Annotated in this window: 32 protein-coding genes; 29 read left to right on the forward strand and 3 right to left on the reverse strand. The window is 70.7% G+C overall.

Translation table 11 applies throughout. From position 1 onward, the window contains the following. From rplP to B124_RS19300, 25 genes are all read left to right on the forward strand, one after another. Entirely contained in the window at positions 1 to 420 is a 420-nt protein-coding gene (rplP, locus tag B124_RS19180) for a 50S ribosomal protein L16 (protein ID WP_496504107.1), read from the forward strand. Continuing rightward, a complete protein-coding gene (gene rpmC, locus B124_RS19185; protein WP_496504108.1) occupies positions 420 to 644 on the forward strand; it encodes a 50S ribosomal protein L29 in 225 nt (74 codons plus the stop codon). The genes rplP and rpmC overlap by 1 nt, the downstream gene beginning before the upstream one ends. Then, complete coding sequence (gene rpsQ, locus B124_RS19190; RefSeq protein WP_496504109.1) at positions 644 to 931, forward strand: 30S ribosomal protein S17; 288 nt, start codon at positions 644 to 646, stop codon at positions 929 to 931. The genes rpmC and rpsQ overlap by 1 nt, the downstream gene beginning before the upstream one ends. 100 nt (positions 932 to 1031) lie before the next feature. Further along, positions 1032 to 1400, forward strand: coding sequence for a 50S ribosomal protein L14 (gene rplN, locus B124_RS19195; RefSeq protein ID WP_018834838.1), 369 nt, complete (start codon positions 1032 to 1034; stop codon positions 1398 to 1400). A 3-nt stretch (positions 1401 to 1403) separates the two neighbouring features. Then, complete coding sequence (rplX, locus tag B124_RS19200; protein WP_496504110.1) at positions 1404 to 1727, forward strand: 50S ribosomal protein L24; 324 nt, start codon at positions 1404 to 1406, stop codon at positions 1725 to 1727. Beyond that, positions 1727 to 2290 carry a 50S ribosomal protein L5 gene (gene rplE, locus B124_RS19205; RefSeq protein ID WP_496504111.1) on the forward strand — a complete coding sequence of 188 codons (564 nt, stop codon included), beginning with the start codon at positions 1727 to 1729 and terminating at the stop codon, positions 2288 to 2290. The genes rplX and rplE overlap by 1 nt, the downstream gene beginning before the upstream one ends. Positions 2291 to 2293: 3 nt before the next feature. Next, positions 2294 to 2479 (forward strand): type Z 30S ribosomal protein S14, encoded by a 186-nt coding sequence (locus B124_RS19210; RefSeq protein ID WP_018834835.1) that lies wholly within the window; start codon positions 2294 to 2296, stop codon positions 2477 to 2479. 152 nt (positions 2480 to 2631) lie between these two features. Then, on the forward strand, positions 2632 to 3030 hold the full coding sequence (gene rpsH / locus B124_RS19215) for a 30S ribosomal protein S8 (RefSeq protein ID WP_018834834.1): 399 nt from the start codon (positions 2632 to 2634) through the stop codon (positions 3028 to 3030). A 19-nt stretch (positions 3031 to 3049) separates the two neighbouring features. Further along, positions 3050 to 3589, forward strand: coding sequence for a 50S ribosomal protein L6 (rplF, locus tag B124_RS19220; protein ID WP_496504112.1), 540 nt, complete (start codon positions 3050 to 3052; stop codon positions 3587 to 3589). A 4-nt stretch (positions 3590 to 3593) separates the two neighbouring features. Further along, positions 3594 to 3977, forward strand: coding sequence for a 50S ribosomal protein L18 (gene rplR / locus B124_RS19225; protein ID WP_496504113.1), 384 nt, complete (start codon positions 3594 to 3596; stop codon positions 3975 to 3977). A 13-nt stretch (positions 3978 to 3990) separates the two neighbouring features. Further along, complete coding sequence (rpsE, locus tag B124_RS19230) at positions 3991 to 4593, forward strand: 30S ribosomal protein S5 (RefSeq protein WP_496504114.1); 603 nt, start codon at positions 3991 to 3993, stop codon at positions 4591 to 4593. After that, entirely contained in the window at positions 4593 to 4775 is a 183-nt protein-coding gene (gene rpmD, locus B124_RS19235; RefSeq protein WP_018834830.1) for a 50S ribosomal protein L30, read from the forward strand. The genes rpsE and rpmD overlap by 1 nt, the downstream gene beginning before the upstream one ends. Position 4776: 1 nt before the next feature. Next, on the forward strand, positions 4777 to 5256 hold the full coding sequence (gene rplO, locus B124_RS19240; protein WP_496504115.1) for a 50S ribosomal protein L15: 480 nt from the start codon (positions 4777 to 4779) through the stop codon (positions 5254 to 5256). Between the two features lie 196 nt (positions 5257 to 5452). Beyond that, a complete protein-coding gene (gene secY, locus B124_RS19245) occupies positions 5453 to 6766 on the forward strand; it encodes a preprotein translocase subunit SecY (protein WP_496504116.1) in 1314 nt (437 codons plus the stop codon). Continuing rightward, complete coding sequence (locus B124_RS19250) at positions 6766 to 7434, forward strand: adenylate kinase (RefSeq protein ID WP_496504117.1); 669 nt, start codon at positions 6766 to 6768, stop codon at positions 7432 to 7434. The genes secY and B124_RS19250 overlap by 1 nt, the downstream gene beginning before the upstream one ends. A 253-nt stretch (positions 7435 to 7687) precedes the next feature. After that, positions 7688 to 8524 (forward strand): type I methionyl aminopeptidase, encoded by an 837-nt coding sequence (gene map, locus B124_RS19255; protein WP_496504118.1) that lies wholly within the window; start codon positions 7688 to 7690, stop codon positions 8522 to 8524. 176 nt (positions 8525 to 8700) lie between these two features. Then, positions 8701 to 8922: a translation initiation factor IF-1 gene (gene infA / locus B124_RS19260; protein WP_003948620.1), complete on the forward strand. Its 222-nt coding sequence runs from the start codon at positions 8701 to 8703 to the stop codon at positions 8920 to 8922. A 58-nt stretch (positions 8923 to 8980) separates the two neighbouring features. Beyond that, positions 8981 to 9094 (forward strand): 50S ribosomal protein L36, encoded by a 114-nt coding sequence (gene rpmJ, locus B124_RS19265; protein ID WP_009740505.1) that lies wholly within the window; start codon positions 8981 to 8983, stop codon positions 9092 to 9094. A gap of 189 nt (positions 9095 to 9283) precedes the next feature. After that, entirely contained in the window at positions 9284 to 9664 is a 381-nt protein-coding gene (gene rpsM, locus B124_RS19270) for a 30S ribosomal protein S13 (RefSeq protein ID WP_496504119.1), read from the forward strand. A gap of 69 nt (positions 9665 to 9733) precedes the next feature. Then, positions 9734 to 10138, forward strand: coding sequence for a 30S ribosomal protein S11 (rpsK, locus tag B124_RS19275; protein ID WP_018834824.1), 405 nt, complete (start codon positions 9734 to 9736; stop codon positions 10136 to 10138). A gap of 25 nt (positions 10139 to 10163) precedes the next feature. Continuing rightward, positions 10164 to 10790, forward strand: coding sequence for a 30S ribosomal protein S4 (gene rpsD, locus B124_RS19280; RefSeq protein WP_496504120.1), 627 nt, complete (start codon positions 10164 to 10166; stop codon positions 10788 to 10790). A gap of 97 nt (positions 10791 to 10887) precedes the next feature. Then, positions 10888 to 11910 (forward strand): DNA-directed RNA polymerase subunit alpha, encoded by a 1023-nt coding sequence (locus B124_RS19285; RefSeq protein WP_018834822.1) that lies wholly within the window; start codon positions 10888 to 10890, stop codon positions 11908 to 11910. A gap of 77 nt (positions 11911 to 11987) precedes the next feature. Continuing rightward, positions 11988 to 12572 (forward strand): 50S ribosomal protein L17, encoded by a 585-nt coding sequence (rplQ, locus tag B124_RS19290; protein ID WP_496504121.1) that lies wholly within the window; start codon positions 11988 to 11990, stop codon positions 12570 to 12572. 93 nt (positions 12573 to 12665) lie between these two features. After that, the gene (gene truA, locus B124_RS19295) at positions 12666 to 13559 is read left to right on the forward strand and encodes a tRNA pseudouridine(38-40) synthase TruA (RefSeq protein WP_496504122.1); all 894 of its coding nucleotides are present in this window, start codon (positions 12666 to 12668) and stop codon (positions 13557 to 13559) included. 754 nt (positions 13560 to 14313) lie between these two features. Continuing rightward, complete coding sequence (locus B124_RS19300) at positions 14314 to 16002, forward strand: glycoside hydrolase family 3 protein (RefSeq protein ID WP_496504123.1); 1689 nt, start codon at positions 14314 to 14316, stop codon at positions 16000 to 16002. Positions 16003 to 16084: 82 nt separating this feature from the next. Here the strand turns inward: B124_RS19300 and B124_RS19305 are convergent, their stop codons facing one another. Both B124_RS19305 and B124_RS19310 read right to left on the reverse strand, forming a co-directional pair. Beyond that, positions 16085 to 17047, reverse strand: a complete 963-nt coding sequence (locus B124_RS19305; protein WP_496504124.1) for an NAD-dependent epimerase/dehydratase family protein — start codon at positions 17045 to 17047, stop codon at positions 16085 to 16087. An 87-nt stretch (positions 17048 to 17134) separates the two neighbouring features. Continuing rightward, positions 17135 to 18001: a hypothetical protein gene (locus B124_RS19310; protein ID WP_496504125.1), complete on the reverse strand. Its 867-nt coding sequence runs from the start codon at positions 17999 to 18001 to the stop codon at positions 17135 to 17137. Between the two features lie 154 nt (positions 18002 to 18155). Between B124_RS19310 and B124_RS19315 the strand changes: the two genes are divergently transcribed. The 4 genes from B124_RS19315 (at position 18156) to glmM (ending at position 22580) form a co-directional block, all read left to right on the forward strand. Next, entirely contained in the window at positions 18156 to 19811 is a 1656-nt protein-coding gene (locus B124_RS19315; RefSeq protein ID WP_496504126.1) for an ABC-F family ATP-binding cassette domain-containing protein, read from the forward strand. A gap of 229 nt (positions 19812 to 20040) precedes the next feature. After that, on the forward strand, positions 20041 to 20484 hold the full coding sequence (gene rplM / locus B124_RS19320) for a 50S ribosomal protein L13 (protein WP_420308338.1): 444 nt from the start codon (positions 20041 to 20043) through the stop codon (positions 20482 to 20484). Between the two features lie 41 nt (positions 20485 to 20525). Then, positions 20526 to 21023 (forward strand): 30S ribosomal protein S9, encoded by a 498-nt coding sequence (gene rpsI, locus B124_RS19325; protein ID WP_496504127.1) that lies wholly within the window; start codon positions 20526 to 20528, stop codon positions 21021 to 21023. A gap of 192 nt (positions 21024 to 21215) precedes the next feature. Beyond that, positions 21216 to 22580, forward strand: coding sequence for a phosphoglucosamine mutase (gene glmM / locus B124_RS19330; RefSeq protein WP_496504128.1), 1365 nt, complete (start codon positions 21216 to 21218; stop codon positions 22578 to 22580). Positions 22581 to 22720: 140 nt separating this feature from the next. On the opposite strand, the gene B124_RS19335 is transcribed toward glmM, so the two are convergent. After that, positions 22721 to 23704 (reverse strand): DUF389 domain-containing protein, encoded by a 984-nt coding sequence (locus tag B124_RS19335; RefSeq protein WP_496504129.1) that lies wholly within the window; start codon positions 23702 to 23704, stop codon positions 22721 to 22723. Between the last annotated feature and the right edge of the window lie 51 nt (positions 23705 to 23755).

The raw sequence follows: 23755 nt of genomic DNA on the forward strand, positions 1-23755 counted from the left end.
ATGCTCATCCCTCGCAGGGTCAAGCACCGCAAGCAGCACCACCCGACGCGCCGCGGTCAGGCCAAGGGCGGCACCGAGCTGGCCTTCGGCGACTACGGCATCCAGGCGGCCACGGCCGCGTACGTCACCAACCGGCAGATCGAGGCCGCGCGTATCGCCATGACGCGGCACATCAAGCGTGGCGGCAAGGTGTGGATCAACATCTACCCGGACCGTCCGCTGACCAAGAAGCCCGCCGAGACCCGCATGGGCTCCGGCAAGGGCTCGCCGGAGTGGTGGGTGGCGAACGTCAAGCCCGGGCGCGTGATGTTCGAGCTGTCGTACCCGAACGAGAAGACTGCTCGTGAGGCGCTGACCCGCGCGGCTCACAAGCTTCCGATGAAGTGCCGGATCGTCCGGCGCGAGGGTGGTGAGTCGTGATGGCCGCCGGTACCAAGGCGACCGAGCTGCGTGAGCTCTCCAACGATGACCTCGTGGAGAAGCTCCGCGAGGCCAAGGAGGAGCTGTTCAACCTCCGCTTCCAGGCGGCGACGGGACAGCTTGAGAACCACGGCCGGCTGAAGGCCGTCCGCAAGGACATCGCCCGGATCTACACCCTCATGCGGGAGCGCGAGCTCGGCATTGACACGGTGGAGAGCGCCTGATGAGCGAGACGAATGTGACAGAAGAGACCAAGGTTGACCGCGGCTTCCGCAAGACCCGCGAGGGCCTCGTCGTCAGCGACAAGATGGACAAGACCGTCGTCGTCGCCGTCGAGGACCGCGTGAAGCACGCGCTGTACGGCAAGGTCATCCGCCGTACGAACAAGCTCAAGGCGCACGACGAGCAGAACAGCTGCGGCGTCGGCGACCGGGTCCTCCTCATGGAGACCCGGCCGCTGTCGGCGACCAAGCGCTGGCGCGTCGTCGAGATCCTCGAGAAGGCCAAGTAAGTATTCCTGGGGGGAGCCCCCAGGACGGTTCCGCCAGGCTCGGCGGGTCCCCTCGTACAACGGGTCCCGCCGGGAACCGGCAGACGATCAGGAGATAGACGTGATCCAGCAGGAGTCGCGACTCAAAGTCGCCGACAACACGGGTGCAAAGGAGATTCTTTGCATCCGTGTGCTCGGCGGATCGGGCCGCCGCTACGCGGGTATCGGTGACGTCGTCGTCGCCACCGTCAAGGATGCGATCCCCGGTGGCAACGTGAAGAAGGGCGACGTCGTCAAGGCGGTCGTCGTGCGCACCGTCAAGGAGCGCCGCCGGCCGGACGGTTCGTACATCCGCTTCGACGAGAACGCCGCGGTCATCCTCAAGGCCGACGGCGACCCCCGCGGCACCCGTATCTTCGGCCCGGTCGGCCGTGAGCTGCGCGAGAAGAGGTTCATGAAGATCATCTCGCTCGCGCCGGAGGTGCTGTAGCACATGAAGATCAAGAAGGGTGACCTGGTTCAGGTCATCACCGGCAAGGACCGGGGCAAGCAGGGCAAGGTCATCGCGGCCTACCCGCGCGAGGACCGCGTCCTGGTCGAGGGTGTCAACCGGGTCAAGAAGCACACCAAGGCCGGCCAGACGGCCCGCGGGTCCAAGACCGGCGGGATCATCACGACCGAGGCCCCGATTCACGTCAGCAACGTTCAGTTGGTGGTGGAGAAGGACGGCCAGAAGGTCGTGACCCGGGTCGGCTACCGCTTCGACGACGACGGCAACAAGATCCGCGTTGCCAAGCGGACGGGTGAGGACATCTGATGACTGCCACCACCACCGTCCCGCCGCGCCTGAAGCAGCGCTACCGGGACGAGATCCAGGCCAAGCTGAAGGACGAGTTCTCCTACGAGAACGTCATGCAGATCCCCGGCCTGACCAAGATCGTGGTCAACATGGGTGTGGGCGACGCCGCCCGCGACTCCAAGCTGATCGAGGGCGCCATCAAGGACCTCGCCACGATCACCGGCCAGAAGCCGTCCGTGACCAAGGCCCGGAAGTCCATCGCGCAGTTCAAGCTGCGCGAGGGCATGCCGATCGGCGCCCACGTCACGCTCCGGGGCGACCGGATGTGGGAGTTCCTCGACCGGCTGCTGTCGCTCGCGCTGCCGCGCATCCGCGACTTCCGCGGCCTGTCGCCGAAGCAGTTCGACGGCCGGGGCAACTACACCTTCGGTCTCACGGAGCAGGTCATGTTCCACGAGATCGACCCTGACAAGATCGACCGGGTCCGGGGCATGGACATCACCGTGGTCACCACGGCGAGCAACGACGACGAGGGCCGGGCCCTGCTTCGTCTCCTCGGCTTCCCGTTCAAGGAGGCATGAGCCGTGGCAAAGAAGGCCCTGATCGCAAAGGCCGGCCGTAAGCCGAAGTTCAAGGTGCGCGGTTACACGCGCTGCCAGCGCTGCGGCCGTCCGCACTCCGTGTACCGCAAGTTCGGCCTGTGCCGCGTGTGCCTGCGTGAGATGGCGCACCGGGGCGAGCTGCCGGGCGTGACCAAGAGCTCCTGGTGATCCGCCGGATCACCGGGACGCTTTGACCGACTACTACGCCGTAGGTCCCCGCACCACACCCTCCCCCAGCTTCGCTGGGGGTACCCCCAGACCCGGGGGCGGGGTGGGTCGGATGTTCGGAAACCGCGGCGAGAGAGGCCGAAGGCCATCACATGACCATGACCGATCCGATCGCAGACATGCTGACCCGTCTGCGGAACGCGAACTCGGCGTACCACGACACCGTGACGATGCCGCACAGCAAGATCAAGACGCACATCGCGGAGATCCTCCAGCAGGAGGGCTACATCAGCGGCTGGAAGACCGAGGAGGCCCGCGTGGGCCAGAGCCTCGTTCTGGAGCTGAAGTACGGCCCGAACCGCGAGCGCTCGATCGCGGGCATCAAGCGGATCTCGAAGCCGGGTCTGCGGGTCTACGCAAAGTCCACCAACCTGCCGAAGGTGCTCGGCGGCCTGGGCGTGGCGATCATCTCCACCTCCCACGGGCTGCTCACCGACAAGCAGGCAGGCAAGAAGGGTGTGGGCGGGGAAGTCCTCGCCTACGTCTGGTAAGGGAACGGAGGTAAAGCTCATGTCGCGTATTGGCAAGCTGCCCATCCAGGTTCCCACCGGTGTGGACGTCACCATCGATGGCCGTACGGTCAACGTGAAGGGCCCCAAGGGCGCCCTCTCGCACACCGTGGCCGCGCCCATCGACGTCGCCCGTGGCGACGACGGCACCATTGTCGTCAGCCGCCCGAACGACGAGCGCAAGAGCAGGGCGCTGCACGGCCTGTCCCGCACGCTGGTGGCGAACATGGTCACCGGTGTGACCCAGGGCTACGTGAAGAAGCTGGAGATCAGCGGGGTCGGCTACCGCGTCCAGGCCAAGGGCTCCAACCTGGAGTTCTCGCTGGGCTACAGCCACCCGATCCTCATCGAGGCCCCCGAGGGCATCACCTTCAAGGTCGAGAACCCGACGCACTTCAGCGTCGAGGGCATCGACAAGCAGAAGGTCGGCGAGGTCGCCGCGAAGATCCGCAAGCTGCGCAAGCCCGACCCGTACAAGGCCAAGGGCGTCAAGTACGAGGGCGAGTACATCCAGCGCAAGGTCGGAAAGGCGGGTAAGTAAAGCCATGGCATACGGTGTGAAGATCGCCAAGGGCAGTGCCCGCAAGGCGGCCGCCGTCAAGCGCCGGCACATCCGGGTGCGGAAGAAGGTCTCCGGCACGCCGGAGCGCCCGCGCCTGGTCGTGACCCGCTCGAACCGCCACATGGTCGCGCAGGTCGTCGACGACATCGCCGGCCACACGGTGGCCTCGGCCTCCTCGATGGACACGTCCATCCGCGGCGCTGAGGGCGACAAGACGGCGCAGGCCAAGCAGGTCGGCGCGCTGGTCGCCGAGCGGGCGAAGGCCGCCGGAGTCGAGGCCGTGGTGTTCGACCGCGGTGGCAACAAGTACGCCGGGCGCATTGCCGCCCTGGCCGACGCCGCCCGCGATGCCGGGCTGAAGTTCTGAGAGAGGAAGACCAATGGCTGGACCCCAGCGCCGCGGTGGCGGCGCCGGCGGCGGCGAGCGGCGGGACCGGAAGGGCCGGGACGGCGGCGCTGCTGCCGACAAGACCGCGTATGTTGAGCGCGTTGTCGCGATCAACCGAGTCGCCAAGGTTGTGAAGGGTGGTCGTCGCTTCAGCTTCACCGCGCTGGTCGTGGTGGGCGACGGTGACGGCACCGTGGGTGTCGGATACGGGAAGGCCAAGGAGGTGCCGGCCGCCATCGCCAAGGGTGTGGAGGAGGCCAAGAAGCACTTCTTCAAGGTCCCCCGGATCCAGGGCACCATCCCGCACCCGATCCAGGGTGAGGAGGCAGCGGGTGTCGTGCTGCTGAAGCCGGCGTCGCCCGGTACCGGTGTGATCGCCGGTGGCCCGGTGCGTGCCGTGCTGGAGTGCGCGGGCATCCACGACGTGCTGAGCAAGTCGCTCGGCTCGTCGAACCCGATCAACATCGTGCACGCCACGACGGCCGCACTGAAGGGCCTGCAGCGCCCCGAGGAGATCGCCGCCCGCCGTGGCCTGCCGCTGGAGGACGTGGCGCCCGCCGCTATGCTGCGCGCCCGCGCTGGGGTGACTGCCTGATGGCACAGCTGAAGATCACCCAGAGCAAGTCCTACATCGGGAGCAAGCAGAACCACCGGGATACGCTGCGTACGCTCGGCCTGCGCCGGCTGCACGACAGCGTGGTCCGCGATGACAGTCCCCAGGTGCGCGGCATGGTGCACACGGTCCGCCACCTGGTGACGGTCGAGGAGGTCGACTGACATGGCCGGCAAGGCCGTCAAGGATGAGGCGGAGCAGAAGCCGCTGAAGATCCACAACCTGCGGCCGGCCCCGGGCGCCAAGAAGCCGAAGACCCGGGTGGGCCGCGGCGAGGCGTCCAAGGGCAAGACCGCGGGCCGCGGCACCAAGGGCACCAAGGCCCGCTACCAGGTGCCGGAGCGGTTCGAGGGCGGGCAGATGCCGCTGCACATGCGGCTGCCGAAGCTCAAGGGCTTCAAGAACCCCGCGCGCAAGGTGTACCAGGTGGTGAACCTGGACAAGCTGGCCGAGCTGTACCCCGAGGGCGGCGAGGTCACGGTGGCCGATCTGGTCGCCAAGGGCGCGGTGCGCAAGAACGAGCTCGTGAAGGTGCTGGGCAACGGGGAGGTCTCCGTGGCGCTGCAGGTGGCCGTCGACAAGGTCTCCGGCTCCGCCCGCGAGAAGATCACCGCCGCCGGCGGCTCGGTCACCGAGCGCGTCTGAGTGTGACGATTAACCGGGGATGTCCCGCATGGGCATCCCCGGTTGGTCGTTCCACGGCAGCCGCACCCCCCGGTAAGGTGGCGTGCACTGTCCCTACCCACGCGGGCGTACGCCTGCGTGGGACGTCTACCGACCATCCGCTGAACAAATGACCCGTCAGCCCCTGTGTTGAAGCATGGGGGCCGCAGGAGGCACCGTGCTCACCGCGTTCGCCCGGGCGTTCAAGACACCCGACCTGCGCAAGAAGCTGCTGTTCGTGCTGGGCATCATCGTGATCTACCGGCTCGGTGCGCAGATTCCGGTCCCCGGAACCGACTATCAGGCCGTGCAGCAATGTATGGACGAGGCCAACGCCAACCAGGGCCTGTTCGGCCTGGTCAACATGTTCAGCGGTGGGGCCCTCCTGCAGATCACCATCTTCGCGCTGGGGATCATGCCGTACATCACGGCGAGCATCATCCTGCAGTTGCTGACGGTGGTGATCCCGCGGCTGGAGGCCCTGAAGAAGGAGGGCCAGTCCGGCACCGCGAAGATCACGCAGTACACGCGCTATCTGACCGTCGCCCTCGCGGTGCTGCAGGGCACCGGTCTGGTCGCCACGGCGCGCAGCGGCTCGCTCTTCCCGCAGTGCGGGGTCAACGACCAGATCATCCCCGACGACTCGATCTTCATCATCATCACGATGGTGATCTGCATGACGGCCGGCACCGCGATGGTCATGTGGCTCGGCGAGCTGATCACCGACCGCGGCATCGGCAACGGCATGTCGATGCTGATGTTCATCTCGATCGCCGCCGGCTTCCCCGGCGCCCTGTGGAACATCAAGCAGTCCGGCAAGATCATGGACGGCTGGGGCGAGTTCGTCGTCGTCATCGCGCTCGGCCTGGCGATGGTCGGCCTGGTGGTCTTCGTCGAGCAGGCGCAGCGCCGGATCCCCGTGCAGTACGCGAAGCGGATGATCGGGCGCCGGTCCTACGGCGGCACCTCCACGTACATCCCGCTGAAGGTCAACCAGGCGGGCGTCATCCCGGTCATCTTCGCGTCCTCGCTGCTCTACATCCCCGCCCTGATCGTGCAGTTCACCGGCTCCACGTCCGGCTGGGCGCAGTGGATCGAGAAGAACTTCGTCAACGGCGACCACCCCGTGTACATCATCACGTACTTCCTCATGATCGTGTTCTTCGCGTTCTTCTACGTGGCGATCACGTTCAACCCCGAGGAAGTCGCCGACAATATGAAGAAGTACGGTGGCTTCATTCCGGGCATCCGGGCCGGCCGTCCCACCGCTGAGTACCTGAGCTACGTACTCAACAGGATCACCTGGCCGGGCTCGCTCTATCTGGGTCTGATCGCGCTGGTACCGACAGTGGCGTTGGTGCTGTTCAACGCGAACCAGAACTTCCCCTTCGGCGGTACGAGCATCCTCATCATCGTGGGTGTCGGGCTGGAGACGGTGAAGCAGATCGAGAGCAAGCTGCAGCAGCATCACTACGAAGGGTTCCTCCGCTGATGCGAATCGTCCTCGTCGGGCCACCCGGTGCGGGCAAGGGCACGCAGGCCGCCCTGCTCGCCAAGAACCTGTCGATCCCGCACATCTCCACCGGTGACCTCTTCCGCGCCAACATCAGCAAGGGCACGGAGCTGGGCCAGCGGGCGAAGGCGTACATGGAGGCGGGCGACCTGGTGCCGGACGAGGTAACCGTGGGGATGGCCTGGGACCGCATGAAGCAGCCCGACGCCGAGAGCGGCTTCCTGCTGGACGGCTTCCCGCGGAACGTGGCGCAGGCGGTGGCGCTCGACGGGCTGCTGAAGGACGCCGGCCTCGCGCTGGACGCCGTGCTCGACCTGGAGGTCCCGGAGGACGAGGTCGTCAAGCGCATCGCCGGCCGGCGGACCTGCCGCAACGACAGCAGCCACGTGTTCCACGTCGTCTACTCCCCGCCGGAGCGCGAGGGCGTGTGCGACGTCTGCGGCGGGGAGCTGTACCAGCGCGACGACGACGACGAGGACACCGTCCGCCGCCGGCTGGAGGTCTACCACGAGGAGACCGAGCCGATCATCGACTACTTCAAGGCCCAGGGCCTGGTGACCACGATCTCGGCGCTCGGCTCCGTGGCCGAGGTCACCCGGCGGGCGATGCAGGCGCTGCCCGGCGAGGTCCCCGCAGACCTGCCCTGAGCCGCCGTCCCCGCCGCGGACGCCCAGCCGGTCCCCGCCCGCCCGCGGGGGCCGGCTGCCGCCGTTCCGCGGCCCGTACGGCCCGTGGTTCAGCGGCCGTACGACCCTGAAGGTCTGCGGCCCGTACGACCGCCGTACGACCCTGCTACACCCGCGCCGCCCGCCGCTCCGGTCCGGAGTCCGGCGGGTTGCGGCGGGCACGTATCGTGGACGGGGGAGACGTCCCTCGCCGGCCCAGGAGGCAGCACCCGACATGGTGGAGATCAAGACCCCGGAACAGATCGCGAAGATGCGGGCCGCCGGCCTCGTCGTCGCGGCCATGCACCAGGCGTGTGCCGCCGCAGCCGTGCCCGGGGCCACCACGAAGGAGCTCGACGAGATCGCCGCCAAGGTCCTCGCCGACCACGGCGCCAAGCCGAACTTCCTGGGGTACGGGGGCTTCCCCGGCAACATCTGCACGTCGGTCAACGACGTCGTCGTCCATGGCATCCCGGACCGCGGGACCGTGCTGCGCGAGGGCGACATGATCTCCATCGACGCCGGCGCCATCGTGGACGGCTGGCACGCCGACGCGGCCATCACCGTCTTCGTCGGCTCCGGTCACGCGGCGGAGCTGCACGAGCTGAGCCGGGTGACCGAGGAGTCCATGTGGGCCGGTATCGCGGCCGTGCGCAAGGGCCACCGGCTCGTGGACATCTCCGCGGCCATCGAGGGCTGTATCCGCCGCCAGCCGCGCCCCGCCTCCGGGAAGTACGGCATCGTCGAGGACTACGGGGGCCACGGCATCGGCTCGCAGATGCACATGGACCCGCACCTGCTGAACTACGTCGACAAGCGCCGCGGGCGCGGCCCCAAGCTCGTCCCGGGCTTCTGCATCGCGATCGAGCCGATGGTCAGCCTCGGCACCCCGCGCACGCACGTGCTGGCCGACGAGTGGACGGTCAAGACGGACGACGGAAGCTGGTCGAGCCACTGGGAGCACTCCGTGGCTCTCACGGAGGCCGGTCCGCTGGTGCTGACGGCCCCGGACGGCGGCCGGGAGAAGCTCGCGGCGTACGGGATCACGGCGGCCCCGGACCCGCTGGGCTGAGCCGCCGGCCGGGTGGCCGGCGCCCGTTTCGCCGCAGGCTTAATGATCTTGCGGAGCGGGCACACTCCCGATTTCGCCTTTCTGGTGCGGTCGCGTAGACTGACTCGTCGGTCCCTGTGCACCCGTGTGCCCGGGGCCATCCAGGTAGCCGAATCCGGAAGGTGAAGCGCTCAAGCATGGCCAAAAAACAAGGGGCCATCGAGATCGAGGGCACCGTCGTCGAGTCTCTGCCGAACGCGATGTTCAAGGTGGAGCTCCAGAACGGGCACCAGGTCCTCGCGCACATCAGCGGCAAGATGCGGATGCACTACATCCGTATCCTTCCCGACGACAGGGTCGTGGTGGAGCTGTCTCCGTACGACCTGACGCGCGGACGGATCGTCTACCGCTACAAGTAGATCTTGCTTCGTCCCGCTCCCGTGGGGCGGGGCACCGACCCGGAGAACCTCCAGACACATGAAGGTCAAGCCGAGCGTCAAGAAGATCTGCGACAAGTGCAAGGTGATCCGCCGCCACGGCCGGGTCATGGTCATCTGCGAAAACCTGCGCCACAAGCAGCGCCAGGGCTGACGTACGCCGACCTCGCACCGCTCGCAGCTCATCGCGCGACGCAACAAGCGAACAAGTAAAGAAGCAGCAACCCGACCCCCACGGATGTGTGTGGGACGACACCCCCGGCTCGGAGGCCGGGGACCCGGCTCGTAGCGAATCACGGGAACGGTGCTGCGAAAGACCTCCGACAAGACACAGGAGCCTGGAATGGCACGCGTTGCAGGTGTCGACATTCCGCGCGAGAAGCGCGTGGAGGTCGCCCTCACCTACGTGTTCGGCATCGGCCGGACGCTCTCCCAGCAGACGCTGGCCGCGACCGGGGTGAACCCCGACACCCGCGTCCGCGATCTGTCCGAGGAAGAGCTCGTCAAACTCCGCGAGTACGTGGACAACAACATCCGGGTCGAGGGTGACCTCCGCCGGGAGATCCAGGCGGACATCCGCCGCAAGGTCGAGATCGGTACGTACCAGGGCCTGCGGCACCGCCGCGGCCTGCCGGTCCGCGGCCAGCGCACGTCCACCAACGCCCGCACCCGCAAGGGCCCGCGTCGCGCCATCGCCGGCAAGAAGAAGCCGGGCAAGAAGTAGTCCGCAGCGGTCCGCTCCGTGCGCCCGCATCGCTGCAGGACCGACCACCTCCACGGGAGATAACACCGAATGCCTCCGAAGAGCCGGGCGGCCGGGGCCAAGAAGGTCCGCCGCAAGGAAAAGAAGAACGTGGCCCATGGCCACGCTCACATCAAGAGCACGTTCAACAACACGATCATCTCGATCACCGACCCGTCCGGGAACGTGATCTCGTGGGCCTCCGCCGGCCATGTCGGCTTCAAGGGCTCGCGCAAGTCCACGCCCTTCGCCGCCCAGATGGCCGCCGAGTCCGCCGCCCGCCGCGCCCAGGAGCACGGCATGCGCAAGGTCGACGTCTTCGTGAAGGGTCCCGGCTCCGGCCGTGAGACCGCGATCCGCTCCCTCCAGGCCACCGGCCTTGAGGTCGGGTCCATCCAGGACGTCACGCCCACCCCGCACAACGGCTGCCGCCCGCCGAAGCGCCGCCGGGTCTGAGAAGCGAAGTAGGAGACGACAAGACATGGCGCGTTACACCGGGGCCGACTGCAAGCGTTGCCGTCGGGAGAAGCAGAAGCTCTTCCTCAAGGGAGCCAAGTGCGAGAGCGCTAAGTGCCCGATCGAGATCCGTCCTTACCCCCCGGGTGAGCACGGGCGCGGGCGCACCAAGGACAGCGAGTACCTGCTGCAGAAGCGCGAGAAGCAGAAGTGCGCGCGTATCTACGGGGTGCTGGAGAAGCAGTTCCGCGGTTACTACAACGAGGCCAACAGGCAGTCCGGCAAGACCGGTGAGAACCTGCTGCGCATCCTCGAGACGCGGCTGGACAACGTGGTCTACCGGGCCGGCTTCGCCAAGTCCCGCGACCACGCCCGCCAGCTCGTCCGGCACGGCCACATCACGGTCAACGGGCGCAAGACCGACATCCCGTCGGCCCGCGTCGTGCCGAACGACATCGTCGAGGTCCGCGAGTCCTCCAGGAACCTGACCCCCTTCCAGGTGGCGCAGGCGGAGTCCGGCGACCGGACCGTCCCGGCCTGGCTGGAGGCCATCCCGTCGCGGCTGCGGATCCTCGTGCACAGCCTGCCCGAGCGCCAGGTGATCGACACCCAGGTGCAGGAGCAGCTCATCGTCGAGCTCTACTCGAAGTAGCAGCTCGCGGGTACGGGCGGGGTTTGCCCCCCGCCCGTACCCTTGTCAGTACAGCGGGCGTCATATAGCGGGCGTCCCCGACTGAAGGAACACGTTTATGCTGATCGCTCAGCGTCCCTCTCTCACCGAAGAGGTCGTCGAGGAGTACCGCTCCCGGTTCGTCATCGAGCCCCTGGAGCCCGGCTTCGGCTACACCCTCGGCAACTCTCTGCGCCGTACGCTCCTCTCCTCGATCCCCGGTGCCGCAGTCACCAACATCCGGATCGACGGCGTTCTGCACGAGTTCACCACCGTGCCGGGCGTCAAGGAGGACGTCACCGACCTCATCCTCAACATCAAGCAGCTCGTCATCTCCTCCGAGCACGACGAGCCCGTCGTGATGTACCTGCGCAAGCAGGGCCCGGGTGTGGTGACCGCCGCCGACATCGCCCCGCCGGCCGGCGTCGAGGTGCACAACCCCGACCTGGTCCTGGCCACGCTCAACGGCAAGGGCAAGCTGGAGATGGAGCTGACCGTCGAGCGCGGTCGCGGCTACGTCTCCGCCGTGCAGAACAAGCAGGTCGGCCAGGAGATCGGCCGGATCCCGGTCGACTCGATCTACTCGCCGGTCCTCAAGGTCAGCTACAAGGTCGAGGCGACCCGTGTCGAGCAGCGCACGGACTTCGACAAGCTGATCGTCGACATCGAGTCCAAGCCGTGCATGCGCCCCCGCGACGCGGTGGCCTCTGCCGGCAAGACCCTCGTCGAGCTCTTCGGCCTGGCCCGCGAGCTGAACATCGACGCCGAGGGCATCGACATGGGCCCGTCCCCCACGGATGCCGCCCTGGCCGCGGACCTGGCGCTGCCGATCGAGGAGCTGGAGCTCACGGTCCGCTCGTACAACTGCCTCAAGCGCGAGGGCATCCACTCGGTGGGCGAGCTCGTGGCCCGCTCCGAGGCGGACCTCCTCGACATCCGCAACTTCGGCGCCAAGTCGATCGACGAGGTCAAGGCGAAGCTGGCCGGCATGGGCCTGGCCCTGAAGGACAGCCCGCCCGGATTCGACCCGACCTCGGCCGCCGACACCTTCGGCGCCGACGACGACGCCGACGCGGGCTTCGTCGAGACCGAGCAGTACTGACGTCCCGGGGGGCGCCTCGCCCCCCGGACCCCGATCACCGGTACCTGACACGGCCGGTGCGGTAAAGGAGAAACACCATGCCGAAGCCCACCAAGGGCGCCCGTCTGGGCGGCGGCGCGGCGCACGAGCGCGCCATGCTGCGGAACCTGGCCACCGCTCTCTTCGAGCACGGTCGCATCACGACGACCGAGGCCAAGGCCCGCCGGCTGCGTCCGTACGCCGAGCGGCTCGTGACCAAGGCGAAGAAGGGCGACCTTCACAACCGCCGGCAGGTCATGCAGCTCATCTCGGACAAGAGCGTGGTGCACACGCTGTTCACCGAGATCGGCCCGCGGTACGAGAACCGCCCGGGCGGCTACACCCGGATCACCAAGATCGGCAACCGTCGCGGCGACAACGCCAAGATGGCGGTCATCGAGCTGGTCGAGGCGCTGACCGTGCAGCAGGAGGCGGTCGGCGAGGCCGAGGCGGCGACGAAGCGCACCGCGAAGGACGCGGCGGGCGACAAGGCCGCGGCGGACCTGAAGGCGGACTTGAAGAAGGACACAGCGGAGGCGGAGGCGGCGGACACCGCTGCGGACGCCGAGGCCGCCGAGGTCGAGGACGCCAAGCCGGAGGCTGAGGCTGCCGAGGCTGAGGGCAAGGACGCCAAGGACGCCTGACGCGCGTTTCGCGTATTTCGTGCATTTCGTGCATGACGACGGGCCCGTTCCCTCCCGGGGGAGCGGGCCCGTCGCGCTGGAAGGAACTGGGCAGTGAGTGATGAGGTGGCGGCCGGCTCCGTACGGGTACGGCTGGACCTGTCGTACGACGGGAGCGGCTTCTCCGGCTGGGCGCGGCAGCGCGAGGGGCAGCGCACGGTACAGGAGGAGCTGGAGACGGCGCTCCGGGTGGTGCTGCGGCGCGCCGAGCCGTACGAGCTGACGGTGGCGGGGCGCACGGACGCGGGGGTGCACGCGCGGGGGCAGGTGGCGCACGTCGACCTGCCGGAAGAGGTGTGGGCGGAACAGGGGGCGGGGCAGGGGGCGGGGCGGTCCGGGGGCGCCGGTGCCTTCGAGGGTGAGCCGCTGCTGCGGCGGCTGGCCGGGCGGCTGCCGCACGATGTCCGGGTCTGGCGGGTGACGGCCGCCCCGCCGCACTTCAACGCCCGCTTCTCGGCGATCTGGCGCCGCTACGTCTACCGCGTCGCCGACGACCCTGGCGGCGTGGACCCGCTGCTGCGGGGCCACGTGCTGTGGCACAACCGGCCGCTCGACGCCGAGGCGATGAACGCGGCGGCGGAGCGGCTGCTCGGCGAACACGACTTCGCGGCGTTCTGCAAGCGCCGGGAGGGGGCGACGACGATCCGGCGGCTGCTGGAGCTGCGCTGGGAGCGCCGGGCGGACGGGGTGCTGGAGGCGACGGTGAAGGCGGACGCCTTCTGCCACAACATGGTGCGGGCGCTGGTGGGCGCGATGCTGTTCGTCGGCGACGGGCACCGGGAGCCGGAGTGGGCGGGGCGGGTGCTGGGGGCGGCGGTGCGGGATTCTGCGGTGCAGGTGGTGCGGCCGCACGGGTTGACGCTGGAGGAGGTGGGGTATCCGGGGGCGGCGGAGCTGGCGGAGCGGAACCGGGCGTCGCGACGTCTCCGCACGCTGGGTGGGGGGTAGGGGGGTAGTCCCCGGTCCCGCCCCTTCCCGAAACCGGGGGCTGCGCCCCCGGACCCCCGCCGCGCGCGGGTGCGCGCATCTCGGGGGCTTCGCCCCCGGCCCCCCGGCCCCGGGCCCGAGTGGCTGCGCCACGGGCCCCGTGCGGATCTCGGGGGCTGCGCCCTCGGGCGCCCGTTGCGCGCGGGTGCATGCGGATCTCGGGGGCTTCGCCCCCGGGCGCCCCGGGCCCGAGTGGCTGCGCCGCGGGTCCCGTGCGGACCTTGAGGGCTGCGCCCTCGGGCGCCCGTTGCGCGCGGGTGCATGCGGATCTCGGGGGCTTCGCCCCCGGGCGCCCCGGCCCCGGCCCGAGCGGCTGCGCCGCGGGCCCCGTGCGGACCTCGGGGCTTCGCCCCAGGGCCTCCAGGGCCCAGGGCCTCCAGGGCCCAGGGCCTCCAGGGCTCCCAGGTCTCCGGGCCCCCGGGCCCCCGGGTCTCCGGGCCGCGCGGCTGCGCCGCGGCCCGCGTTTGCGGGCCCGCTCCGGGGCGCTCCTCTGCCCCTGCCGGGTGACGTGCCCCCTCTCCGCGCCGTGTGGCTCGGTCCGCCCGGCCGCCGCCGTGGGTTGGGTGGGGGCATGCGCCTCCCGTCCCTCTGCTGCGCCCTCCTTCTCCTTCTCCTTCTCCTCGCCGGCTGCGCCACCCCCNCCCCCNCCCCCNCCCCCNCCCCCGACTCCCGTCCCGGTGACCGCTGCCGCAGCGCCGGGGAGTGTCTCGCGCAGATGACCCTCGCCGAGAAGGCCGGGCAGATGGTCCAGGTGCAGAACGCCTTCCTCGACGACCCCCGCGACCTCGCCCGCCTCGGCATCGGCGCCATGCTCAGCGCCGGCGACGACGGCGGCCCCCGCGGCGGTGGCGACGACGCCGCCGCGTGGGCCGGGATGGTCGAGCGGTATCAGCGTGCCGCCATGCGCAGCCGGCTCGGCATCCCGTTGCTCTACGGCGCCGACGCCGTGCACGGCATGAGCGGCGTCACCGGGTCCGTGATCTTTCCGCACCACGTCGGCATGGGTGCCACCCGCGACCCCGCGCTCGTCGAGCGCGTCGAGCGGGTCGCGCGGGACGAGACGCTCGGTGCCGGGGTGCGGTGGGCGTTCACGCCGTGCGTGTGCGTGCCGCAGGACGTGCGGTGGGGGCGTACGTACGAGGGGTACGCCGAGGATCCCGCCGTCGTGGGGGAGTTGGGCGCCGCCTCCGTGCGGGGGTTCCAGGGGGCCGCGCTCGGCCCCCGCTCCGTGCTCGCCACCGCCAAGCACTACGTCGGCGACGGCGGCACCGCCTACGGCAGCGCCGTCGGCGAAGGGCGGCTGCTGGACCAGGGCGACGTGCGGATCTCCGAGGCCGAGCTGCGCCGGGTGCATCTCGCCCCGTACCGCGACGTCGTCGCCGCCGGCGTCGGCTCCGTCATGGCCGGCTACAGCAGCGTCCACGGCACGAAGACCCACGGCGACCGGCGACTGCTCACCGGCGTGCTCAAGGGCGAACTCGGCTTCCGCGGCTTCGTCGTCAGCGACTACGACGCCGTCCAGCAGCTTCCGGGCAAGGACCTCGCCGCGCAGGTCGCGCGCGCCGTCAACGCCGGCATCGACTTGGTCATGGTCTCCAGGGACTACCGCGGCGTGCACCACGCCATCGTCGACGGTGTCCGCAGCGGGGACATCCCCCGCGCGCGCGTGGACGACGCCGTGCGGCGTGTTCTGGAGGTCAAGGACCGCCTCGGGCTCTTCGACGACCCCTTCACCGACCCCGCCCTGACCGCCGGCGTCGGCTCGCCCCGGCACCGGGCCGTGGCTCGGCGTGCCGTACGGGCCTCGCAGGTGCTGCTCCGCAACGAGGGCGGCGCGCTGCCGCTGCCGCGGCGCGGCCCGTACCGCATCGTCGTCGGCGGCAACGGCGCCGACGATCTGGGGCGGCAGCTCGGCGGCTGGTCGGTCGGCTGGCAGGGCGGCACGGGGCGGACGACGGCGGGGACGACCTTCCTCCAGGCGCTGCGCCGGGCGACGGCCGGCACAGGCATCGAGGTGGCGACCGAGGGGCGGGGAGACGTCGGGATCTGGGTGGGCGGCGAGGACCCGTACGCGGAGTGGTTCGGCGACTCCGCGAGGCTGGCGCTGGGGAAGCGGAACGAGGCCGATCTCGCGGACGTGTGCGGGCGCGCGAAGACGTGCGTGGGCGTGCTGTACTCCGGGCGGCCGGTGGTGCTGGGCAAGGCGCTGGAGCGGACGGACGCCTTCGTCGCGGCGTGGCTGCCGGGGACGGAGGCGCGGGGGATCACGGACGCGCTGTTCGGGGCCGGGTTCAGCGGGCGGCTGCCGTTCACGTGGCCGCGCCGGGCGGCGGACGCGCCGGTCTCGCGGGAGGCGGGGGCGGAGCCGCTGTTCCGGTACGGGCACGGGCGCCGGCCGTACTGACCCGCCCCGCTCGTGCGGGTCGGCAAGAGTGCCGCCGTCGGCGAGCGTACGGGCGCCGGCCGTACGGACGCGCCTCTTCCCCCTACCTCGCCGCGAACACCTCCCTGAACCCCTCCCGCCACGACGGATGCCCCGGCCGCCACCCCAGTCCGGTCTTCGCCTTGTCGTTCGCCGCCCCCCTGCCCTCCGTCATCACCATCGCCAGCCACTGCCCTCCCGCCAGCCGCGCCAGCCACAGCGGCATCCGCCGCGGCGGCGGCGCGCCCATCGCTGCCGCCAGCCGCGGTACCCACTCCTTCTGCGCCGCCGGGTCGTCGTCGGTGACGTTGTAGATGCCCGGTTCGCCCCGCTCCACCGCCGCGGCCGTCGCCGCCGCGGCGTCGTCGATGTGGACCAGCGACATCACCCCGTTGCCGCTGCCCACCACCGGCAGGCGCCGTTTGCGTACCATCTCCGCCTGCTCGCCACCCGGGCAGAGGGACGTGCCGGGGCCGTAGAAGCCGCCGTAGCGCAGGACGACGCCCTCGATGCCGGGGGCGGAGGTGACCGCGTCCTCCAAGTGCCTGAGGGCGGCGAGGGACTCCTCGGCGCCGGGGGGCGGGGAGGTTTCGAGCGGTTCCTCCTCGGTCTTGATCCAGCCGCCCTCGCGCTTGTACGGCCAGCCGGCGAAGCTCTGCGCGACGAACCGGCGGGTGCCGGCGTCGGCGGCTGCCGCCAGCAGGTTGTCGGTGCCCTCGGCGCGCAGCCGGTTGGTGGTGGCGAAGACGGCGTCGAGGCGGCGGAGGTCGCGGGCGCGCAGGTTCATGTTGTGGGACAGGGCGGTGGCCTCGTGCACGATCACCTCCGGGGCGGCGTTCCCCACGGCCTCGCGTACGGCCGCCGCGTCGAGTACGTCGAGCACGACAGGCTCCGCGCCCGCCGCGCGCAGCCGTTCCGTCTTCGCCTCGCTCGTCGTGGTGCCGGTGACGGTGTGCCCGGCCGCGGTGAGCAGGGGGACCAGTCGGCTGCCGAGGGCGCCCGTGGCGCCGGTGACCAGGATCTTCATGGCCTCAGGCGACCATCGCGCGCGCCTGCCCACCAAGCGGGTTGCCCCGTTCGGGGGCCGCTCGTCACCCGGAAGACTGAATGGGGGCTACTGCTCCGTCGACTTCAGGGCCTGCTCCCGGCCGCGGTCCATGATGCGGCGGTAGACGTACGCGCCCGTGTCCCGTACGGCCTCGCTCGTCGGGCCGTCGTCGGCGGTGACGGCCTTGCCGTCGGCGTAGCCGGCGATGGTGAAGTAGGCGTAGCGGCCGAGGGTGTTGCTCGTCAGCCGGCAGGCGGTGGCGCGGCAGAACTCGGGCACGCCCTTGCCGGGCAGCGACTCCAGGTTGCCCTTCGCCTGCTCGGCGGTGCGCCCGGCGGGGCCCTCGTCGGCGAAGACGGCGACGCCGACGGTGACGGCGGTGCCCTCGCGGGTGAACGTGGCGCGCAGCAGCCGGTCGCAGCCGTTGGCGGTGAGGATCTTGCCGAGCTTGGTGGAGGCGCCGGAGGCGCAGGAGCGGGTGTTGTGGGTGGCCCTGCGCTCGTACGTGTGGCCGCTGACGGTGATCTTCGCGTTGGGGAAGAAGCTGTCGACGGTCAGCGGGGCGGTGTCCTTGTCCGCCGAGGCGATGAACTCCTTGGGGTCCGGCGGCGGGGCCACCGACGAGAACGACGGGTCGCCCTTGCCGCTCTCGCTCCCCGCGCCGGATATCCGGTCCTGTGAGGAGCCGGCGGAGGGGTCGTCGTCGCCGCCGGAGGTGGTGACGACCGCGGCGGCGACCGCGCCGGCTATCACCACCGTGGCCAGCGCCCCGCCGACGATCGTCAGCAGCCGGCGCTTGCGGCGCCGCTCGGCCGCCGCGGCGTCGGCGAGCGCGCCCCAGTCGGGCGCGGGTCCGCCGGATCCCGGCGGGCCGAAGCCCGATCCCTGCCCCTGCCCCCCGGGGCCGCCGTAGCCCCCCTGCCCGAAGCTCATGGCGGGCATCTTAACCGGGCCCGCCGTCACCCGGACGGCGGTGTACGGACGTTCGGCGCCGCGCAGGTGGTGGATGCCGTATGGCCGCGGGGGTGGCCGGACCGGTGCGGAAAACCCGTTTCGCCGGGCCGCCGCGGGCCGCGAGGATGGGGGCATGGGACACCTGGAGGCCGCACACCTGGAGTACTACCTGCCCGACGGGCGGCCCCTGCTCGGCGACGTCTCGTTCCGCGTCGGCGAGGGCGCCGCGGTGGCGCTGGTGGGGGCGAACGGCGCCGGGAAGACGACCCTGCTGCGGCTGCTCGCCGGCGAGCTGGAGCCGCACGGCGGCAGTATCTCGACCGGCGGCGGGCTGGGGGTGATGCCGCAGTTCGTCGGCTCGGTGCGCGACGAGCGTACGGTGCGTGACCTGCTGGTCTCCGTCGCCCAGCCGCGGATCCGCACCGCCGCCGCGGCCGTCGACGAAGCCGAGTTGGCGATGGGGGTCCGGGGGGCCGCTCCCCCGGAAAAGCACAGCATGGAGCGCGATGACGAGCGCGCCCAGCTCGCCTACGCGCAGGCGCTGAGCGACTGGGCCGAGGCCCGCGGGTACGAGGCCGAGACGCTGTGGGACAAGTGCACGACGGCCGCCCTGGGCGTGCCGTACGAGCGGGCCCAGTGGCGCGAGGTGCGCACGCTGTCGGGCGGCGAGCAGAAGCGGCTGGTGCTGGAGGCGCTGCTGCGCGGTACGGACGAGGTGCTGCTGCTCGACGAGCCGGACAACTATCTGGACGTACCGGGCAAGTTGTGGCTGGAGCAGCAGCTCCGCGAGACGCCGAAGACCGTGCTGTTCGTCAGCCACGACCGGGAGCTGCTGGCGCACAGCGCCGAGAAGATCGTCAGCGTGGAGCCCGGCCCGGCGGGCAGCGACGTGTGGGTGCACGGCGGCGGCTTCGGCACGTACCACCAGGCGCGCAAAGAGCGCTTCGAGCGGTTCGAGGAGCTGCGCCGGCGCTGGGACGAGGAGCACGCGAAGCTCAAGCGGCTGGTGATGATGTACAAGCAGAAGGCCGCGTTCAACTCCGACATGGCCTCGCGCTACCGGGCCGCGCAGACGCGGCTGCGGAAGTTCGAGGACGCCGGCCCGCCGCTGGCGCCGCCGCGGGAGCAGGACATCAAGATGCGGCTGCGCGGCGGGCGGACCGGGGTGCGGGCGATCACCGCCGCGGAGCTGGAGCTGTCCGGGCTGATGAGCCCGTTCTCGCTGGAGGTCTTCTACGGCGAGCGGGTCGCGGTGCTCGGCTCGAACGGCTCGGGGAAGTCGCACTTCCTGCGGCTGCTGGCCGGCGGTGACGTGGCCCACACCGGAGCGTGGAAGCTGGGCGCCCGCGTGGTGCCGGGCCACTTCGCGCAGACCCACGCGCACCCGGAGCTGCAGGGGCGCACGCTGCTGGACATCCTGTGGAAGGACCACGCGAAGGACAAGGGCGCGGCGATGCCGGCCCTGCGCCGGTACGAGCTGGACCGGGCCGCGGAGCAGCCCTTCGACCGGCTCTCGGGCGGGCAGCAGGCCCGTTTCCAGATCCTGCTGCTGGAGCTGGCGGGGGCGACGGCGCTGCTGCTGGACGAGCCGACGGACAACCTGGACCTGGAGAGCGCGGAGGCGTTGCAGGAGGGTCTTGAGGCGTACGAGGGGACGGTGCTGGCGGTGACGCACGACCGCTGGTTCGCGCGCAGCTTCGACCGGTTCCTGCTCTTCGGCGCGGACGGCCGGGTCCGCGAGACGCCGGAGCCGGTGTGGGACGAGGGCCGGGTGGCCCGGCGGCGGTGATCCCGGGGCCGGGGGTGTTTTGACCTGGTGGTGCGGGGCCCGGTATTCTGCTGGATTGTTGTGCGTATTGGCTGCTCGTTCTCACGCGTGAGGCCGTTACGCCTGGTCCACCAGGACGATTGATTCAGCGATCAGCCGTCGGTTTGCGTCGCCGGCGCGGTCTCTTGCTGCCGTGATCTCCGGGTGACCTTGTCAGAGAACACCCACTGAAGAAGCGAAGGCTACGACCGTGCGTACGTACAGCCCCAAGCCCGGCGACGTCCAGCGTCAGTGGCACGTCATCGACGCCACCGACGTCGTTCTGGGCCGCCTGGCCTCCCAGGTCGCCCAGTTGCTGCGTGGCAAGCACAAGCCGGTGTACGCGCCTCACGTCGACGCTGGTGACTTCGTCATCATCATCAACGCCGACAAGGTGCACCTCTCCGGCAACAAGCGGACCCAGAAGCTGGCCTACCGCCACTCCGGCTACCCCGGCGGTCTCCGCTCCGTCCGCTACGACGAGCTGCTGGACAAGAACCCGGAGAAAGCCGTCGAGAAGGCCGTCCGCGGCATGCTGCCGAAGAACACCCTGGGCCGTCAGATGCTCAGCAAGCTGAAGGTGTACCGCGGTGCCGAGCACCCGCACGCCGCTCAGCAGCCGGTCCCGTACGAGATCACCCAGGTCGCGCAGTAGTCCCGGCCACACCCCTAGAGACAGAGAAGCTGAGGAGAATCGTGGCTGAGACCACCGCTGAGGCGCCCGTCGAGGACGTCGAGGAGTACACCACCGAGACGCCCGCCGAGGACTACACCACCGAGTCCGTCGCGGCGCGCTTCGGCGACCCGCAGCCGGCTGCGGGCACCGGCCGGCGCAAGAACGCCATCGCCCGGGTGCGCATCGTTCCCGGCACCGGCAAGTGGAAGATCAACGGCCGCACCCTGGAGGGCTACTTCCCCAACAAGGTGCACCAGCAGGAAGTCAACGAGCCCTTCAAGGTGCTGGAGCTCGACGACCGTTACGACGTCGTCGCCCGCATCGCCGGCGGCGGCATCTCCGGCCAGGCCGGCGCGCTGCGCCTGGGCGTGGCCCGTGCGCTCAACGAGGCGGACGCGGACAACAACCGCGGCCCGCTGAAGAAGGCCGGCTTCCTGACCCGTGACGACCGTGCGGTCGAGCGGAAGAAGGCCGGTCTGAAGAAGGCCCGTAAGGGAACGCAGTACAGCAAGCGCTGATCATCGTACTGCTACTGTGCTCAGCCCCGGCGGCCCCCGGAGAGAGATCCGGGAGGGCGCCGGGGCGCGCTTGTATGGTCGGCATACGGTCGACGGGTATGGTCACGTAGGGACTTTTAACGGTCCGTAGTCGAACGTAAGTCGAACGTATTCGTTCAGGTTTGAGCACTCGGGAGCACTCGGAGGAGATCAGTGGGACGACTCTTCGGCACCGATGGCGTGCGCGGCGTCGCCAACGCGGACCTCACCGCGGAGATGGCCCTCGGGCTGTCGGTGGCGGCAGCACACGTGCTCGCCATCACCGACGCCGCCAAGCCGGCCGGCCAGCGCCCGAAGGCGGTGGTCGGACGCGATCCGCGGGCGTCCGGAGAGTTCCTGGAAGCGGCTGTCATCGCCGGGCTGGCCAGCGCGGGCGTGGACGTGCTGCACGTCGGCGTGCTGCCGACCCCCGCGGTCGCGTACCTCACCGGCGCGCTCGACGCCGACCTCGGCGTGATGCTCTCCGCCAGCCACAACCCCATGCCCGACAACGGCGTGAAGTTCATCGCCCGCGGCGGCCACAAGCTCTCCGACGAGCTGGAAGACGAGATCGAGGCGCTCTACCACAAGCACGAGCGCGGCGAGCCGTGGGAGCGCCCGACGGGCGCCGGTGTCGGCCGCGTCCAGGGCTACGAGCAGGGCTTCGACCGCTACGTCGGCCACCTGCTGGACGTACTCCCGCACCGTCTCGACGGGCTCAAGGTCGTCGTGGACGGCGCCCACGGTGCCGCCGCCCGCGTCTCCCCGGAGGCGTTCCAGCGGGCCGGCGCCGACGTCGTCTCCATCGGCACCGACCCCACCGGCCTCAACATCAACGACGGCTACGGCTCCACCCACCTCGACCCGCTCCGCGCCGCCGTCGTCGAACACGGCGCCGACCTCGGCATCGCCCACGACGGCGACGCCGACCGCTGCCTCGCGGTGGACGCCGACGGACGGGAGATCGACGGCGACCAGATCCTCGCCGTCCTCGCCCTCGGCCTGCGCGAGGCCGGCCGGCTGCGCCGGAACACCGTCGTCGCCACCGTCATGTCCAACCTCGGCTTCAAGCTCGCGCTGGAGCGCGAGGGCGTGGAGCTGATCCAGACCGCCGTCGGCGACCGCTACGTGCTGGAGGAGATGAAGCGCGGCGGCTACGCGCTCGGCGGCGAGCAGTCCGGCCACGTCATCGTCCTCGACCACGCCACCACCGGCGACGGCACGCTGACCGGCCTGCTGCTCGCCTCCCGGGTGGCCGCCAGCGGCCGGCCGCTGGCGGAGCTGGCGGCGGTGATGGAGCGGCTGCCGCAGGTGCTGATCAACGTGCGGGACGTCGACAAGTCCCGGGTCGACAGCTCCCCGGAGCTGCGCCAGGCGGTGCAGGAGGCGGAGCGGGAGCTGGGCGCCACGGGGCGGGTGCTGCTGCGCCCGTCCGGTACGGAGCCGGTGGTGCGGGTCATGGTCGAGGCCGCCGACACCGACCAGGCCCGGTCGGTGGCGGGGCGGCTGGCCGACGTGGTGAAGTCGGCGCTGGGCTGAGGCGGTTGCCGTACGCGGTACGGGGCCGGGGCGCCGGCTTCGTACGGCCGTCCAAGCCGCCGGCTTCGCGCGGCGTACGGGCGTGAGCCGCCGGCCGCGTACGGCCGTCCAGGCCCCCGGTTTCGCAGGGCGTACGGCCCTCACAGCCGCCGGTGCGTGCGCTGCGCGACCCGCTTCTGCCGGACGTGCTGGCCGAGCGTCTGCTCCGTGTGCCAGGCCCAGTACACCTTCTGCGCCAGCAGCGTCAGCGTCCCGGCCACGACGATGCCCAGCAGGTTGAGCAGCAACTGCTCCGACGACCCGCGGGCCTGGTCCCCCTGCCCGTAGCTGAGCGCGATCGCCGCGTTGGCCGCCGCCGGCACCGTCGTCACCGAGATGGCGACGCCCACCAGCGCCCCCGACTTCGACGACGTCAGCGACAGCGTCCCCGCGGTGCCCGCCAGCAGGGCCACGATGAACGAGAACCAGTCCGGCGCCCAGATGAACCCCGTCTGCGGCCGTGCCGCGTCCAGATCCGCCTTCGTGAACAGCCCGAAGGCATCCATCACCACGCTGAACCCCACCGCCAGCGCCATCGCCACCGCGAACCCCGCCAGCAGCGCCGCCAGCGACCGCGCCGCCAGCCGCGACCGCCGCTGCACCAGCGCCACGCACAGCCCCGCCACCGGCCCGAACTCCGGCCCCACCGCCATCGCCCCGACGATGAGGATCGCGCTGTCGATCATCACCCCGCACGCGGCGAGCAGCGTGGCGACGCCGAGCATGGCGAGGTACGTGAGCGACAGCGCCGACTCCTCCTGCGTCTCCTCGACCAGCGACTCCCACACCACCGCGTCCGCCGCCTCACCAGGCGCGGCCTCCTCCGCCCGGTCGGCGCGGCTGGAGAGCGTCAGGCCGACCTGGTCGACGCTGACCGCCCCCTCGTCGCACAGCCCGCGCACGCGCAGTTCCTGCAGCAGTTTGTCGGCGGCCTCGCGGGCGACGTCGCACAGCACGATGTCGCCCGCGGGGTCGAGGGAGGCGCCGCGGAGCACGGCGAGGTGGGCGGTGCCGACGGTCTTGTGCATGAGCCCGACGACCTCTTCGGTACGGGCGGCGGGGCACTGGATCCGCAGGTGCAGCATGGGTGGAGGCTAGCGGGAGCCCGTACTCCGGGTGGGCCCTGGGGCACTTCG

The organism is Streptomyces sp. CNP082 (assembly GCF_059570535.1).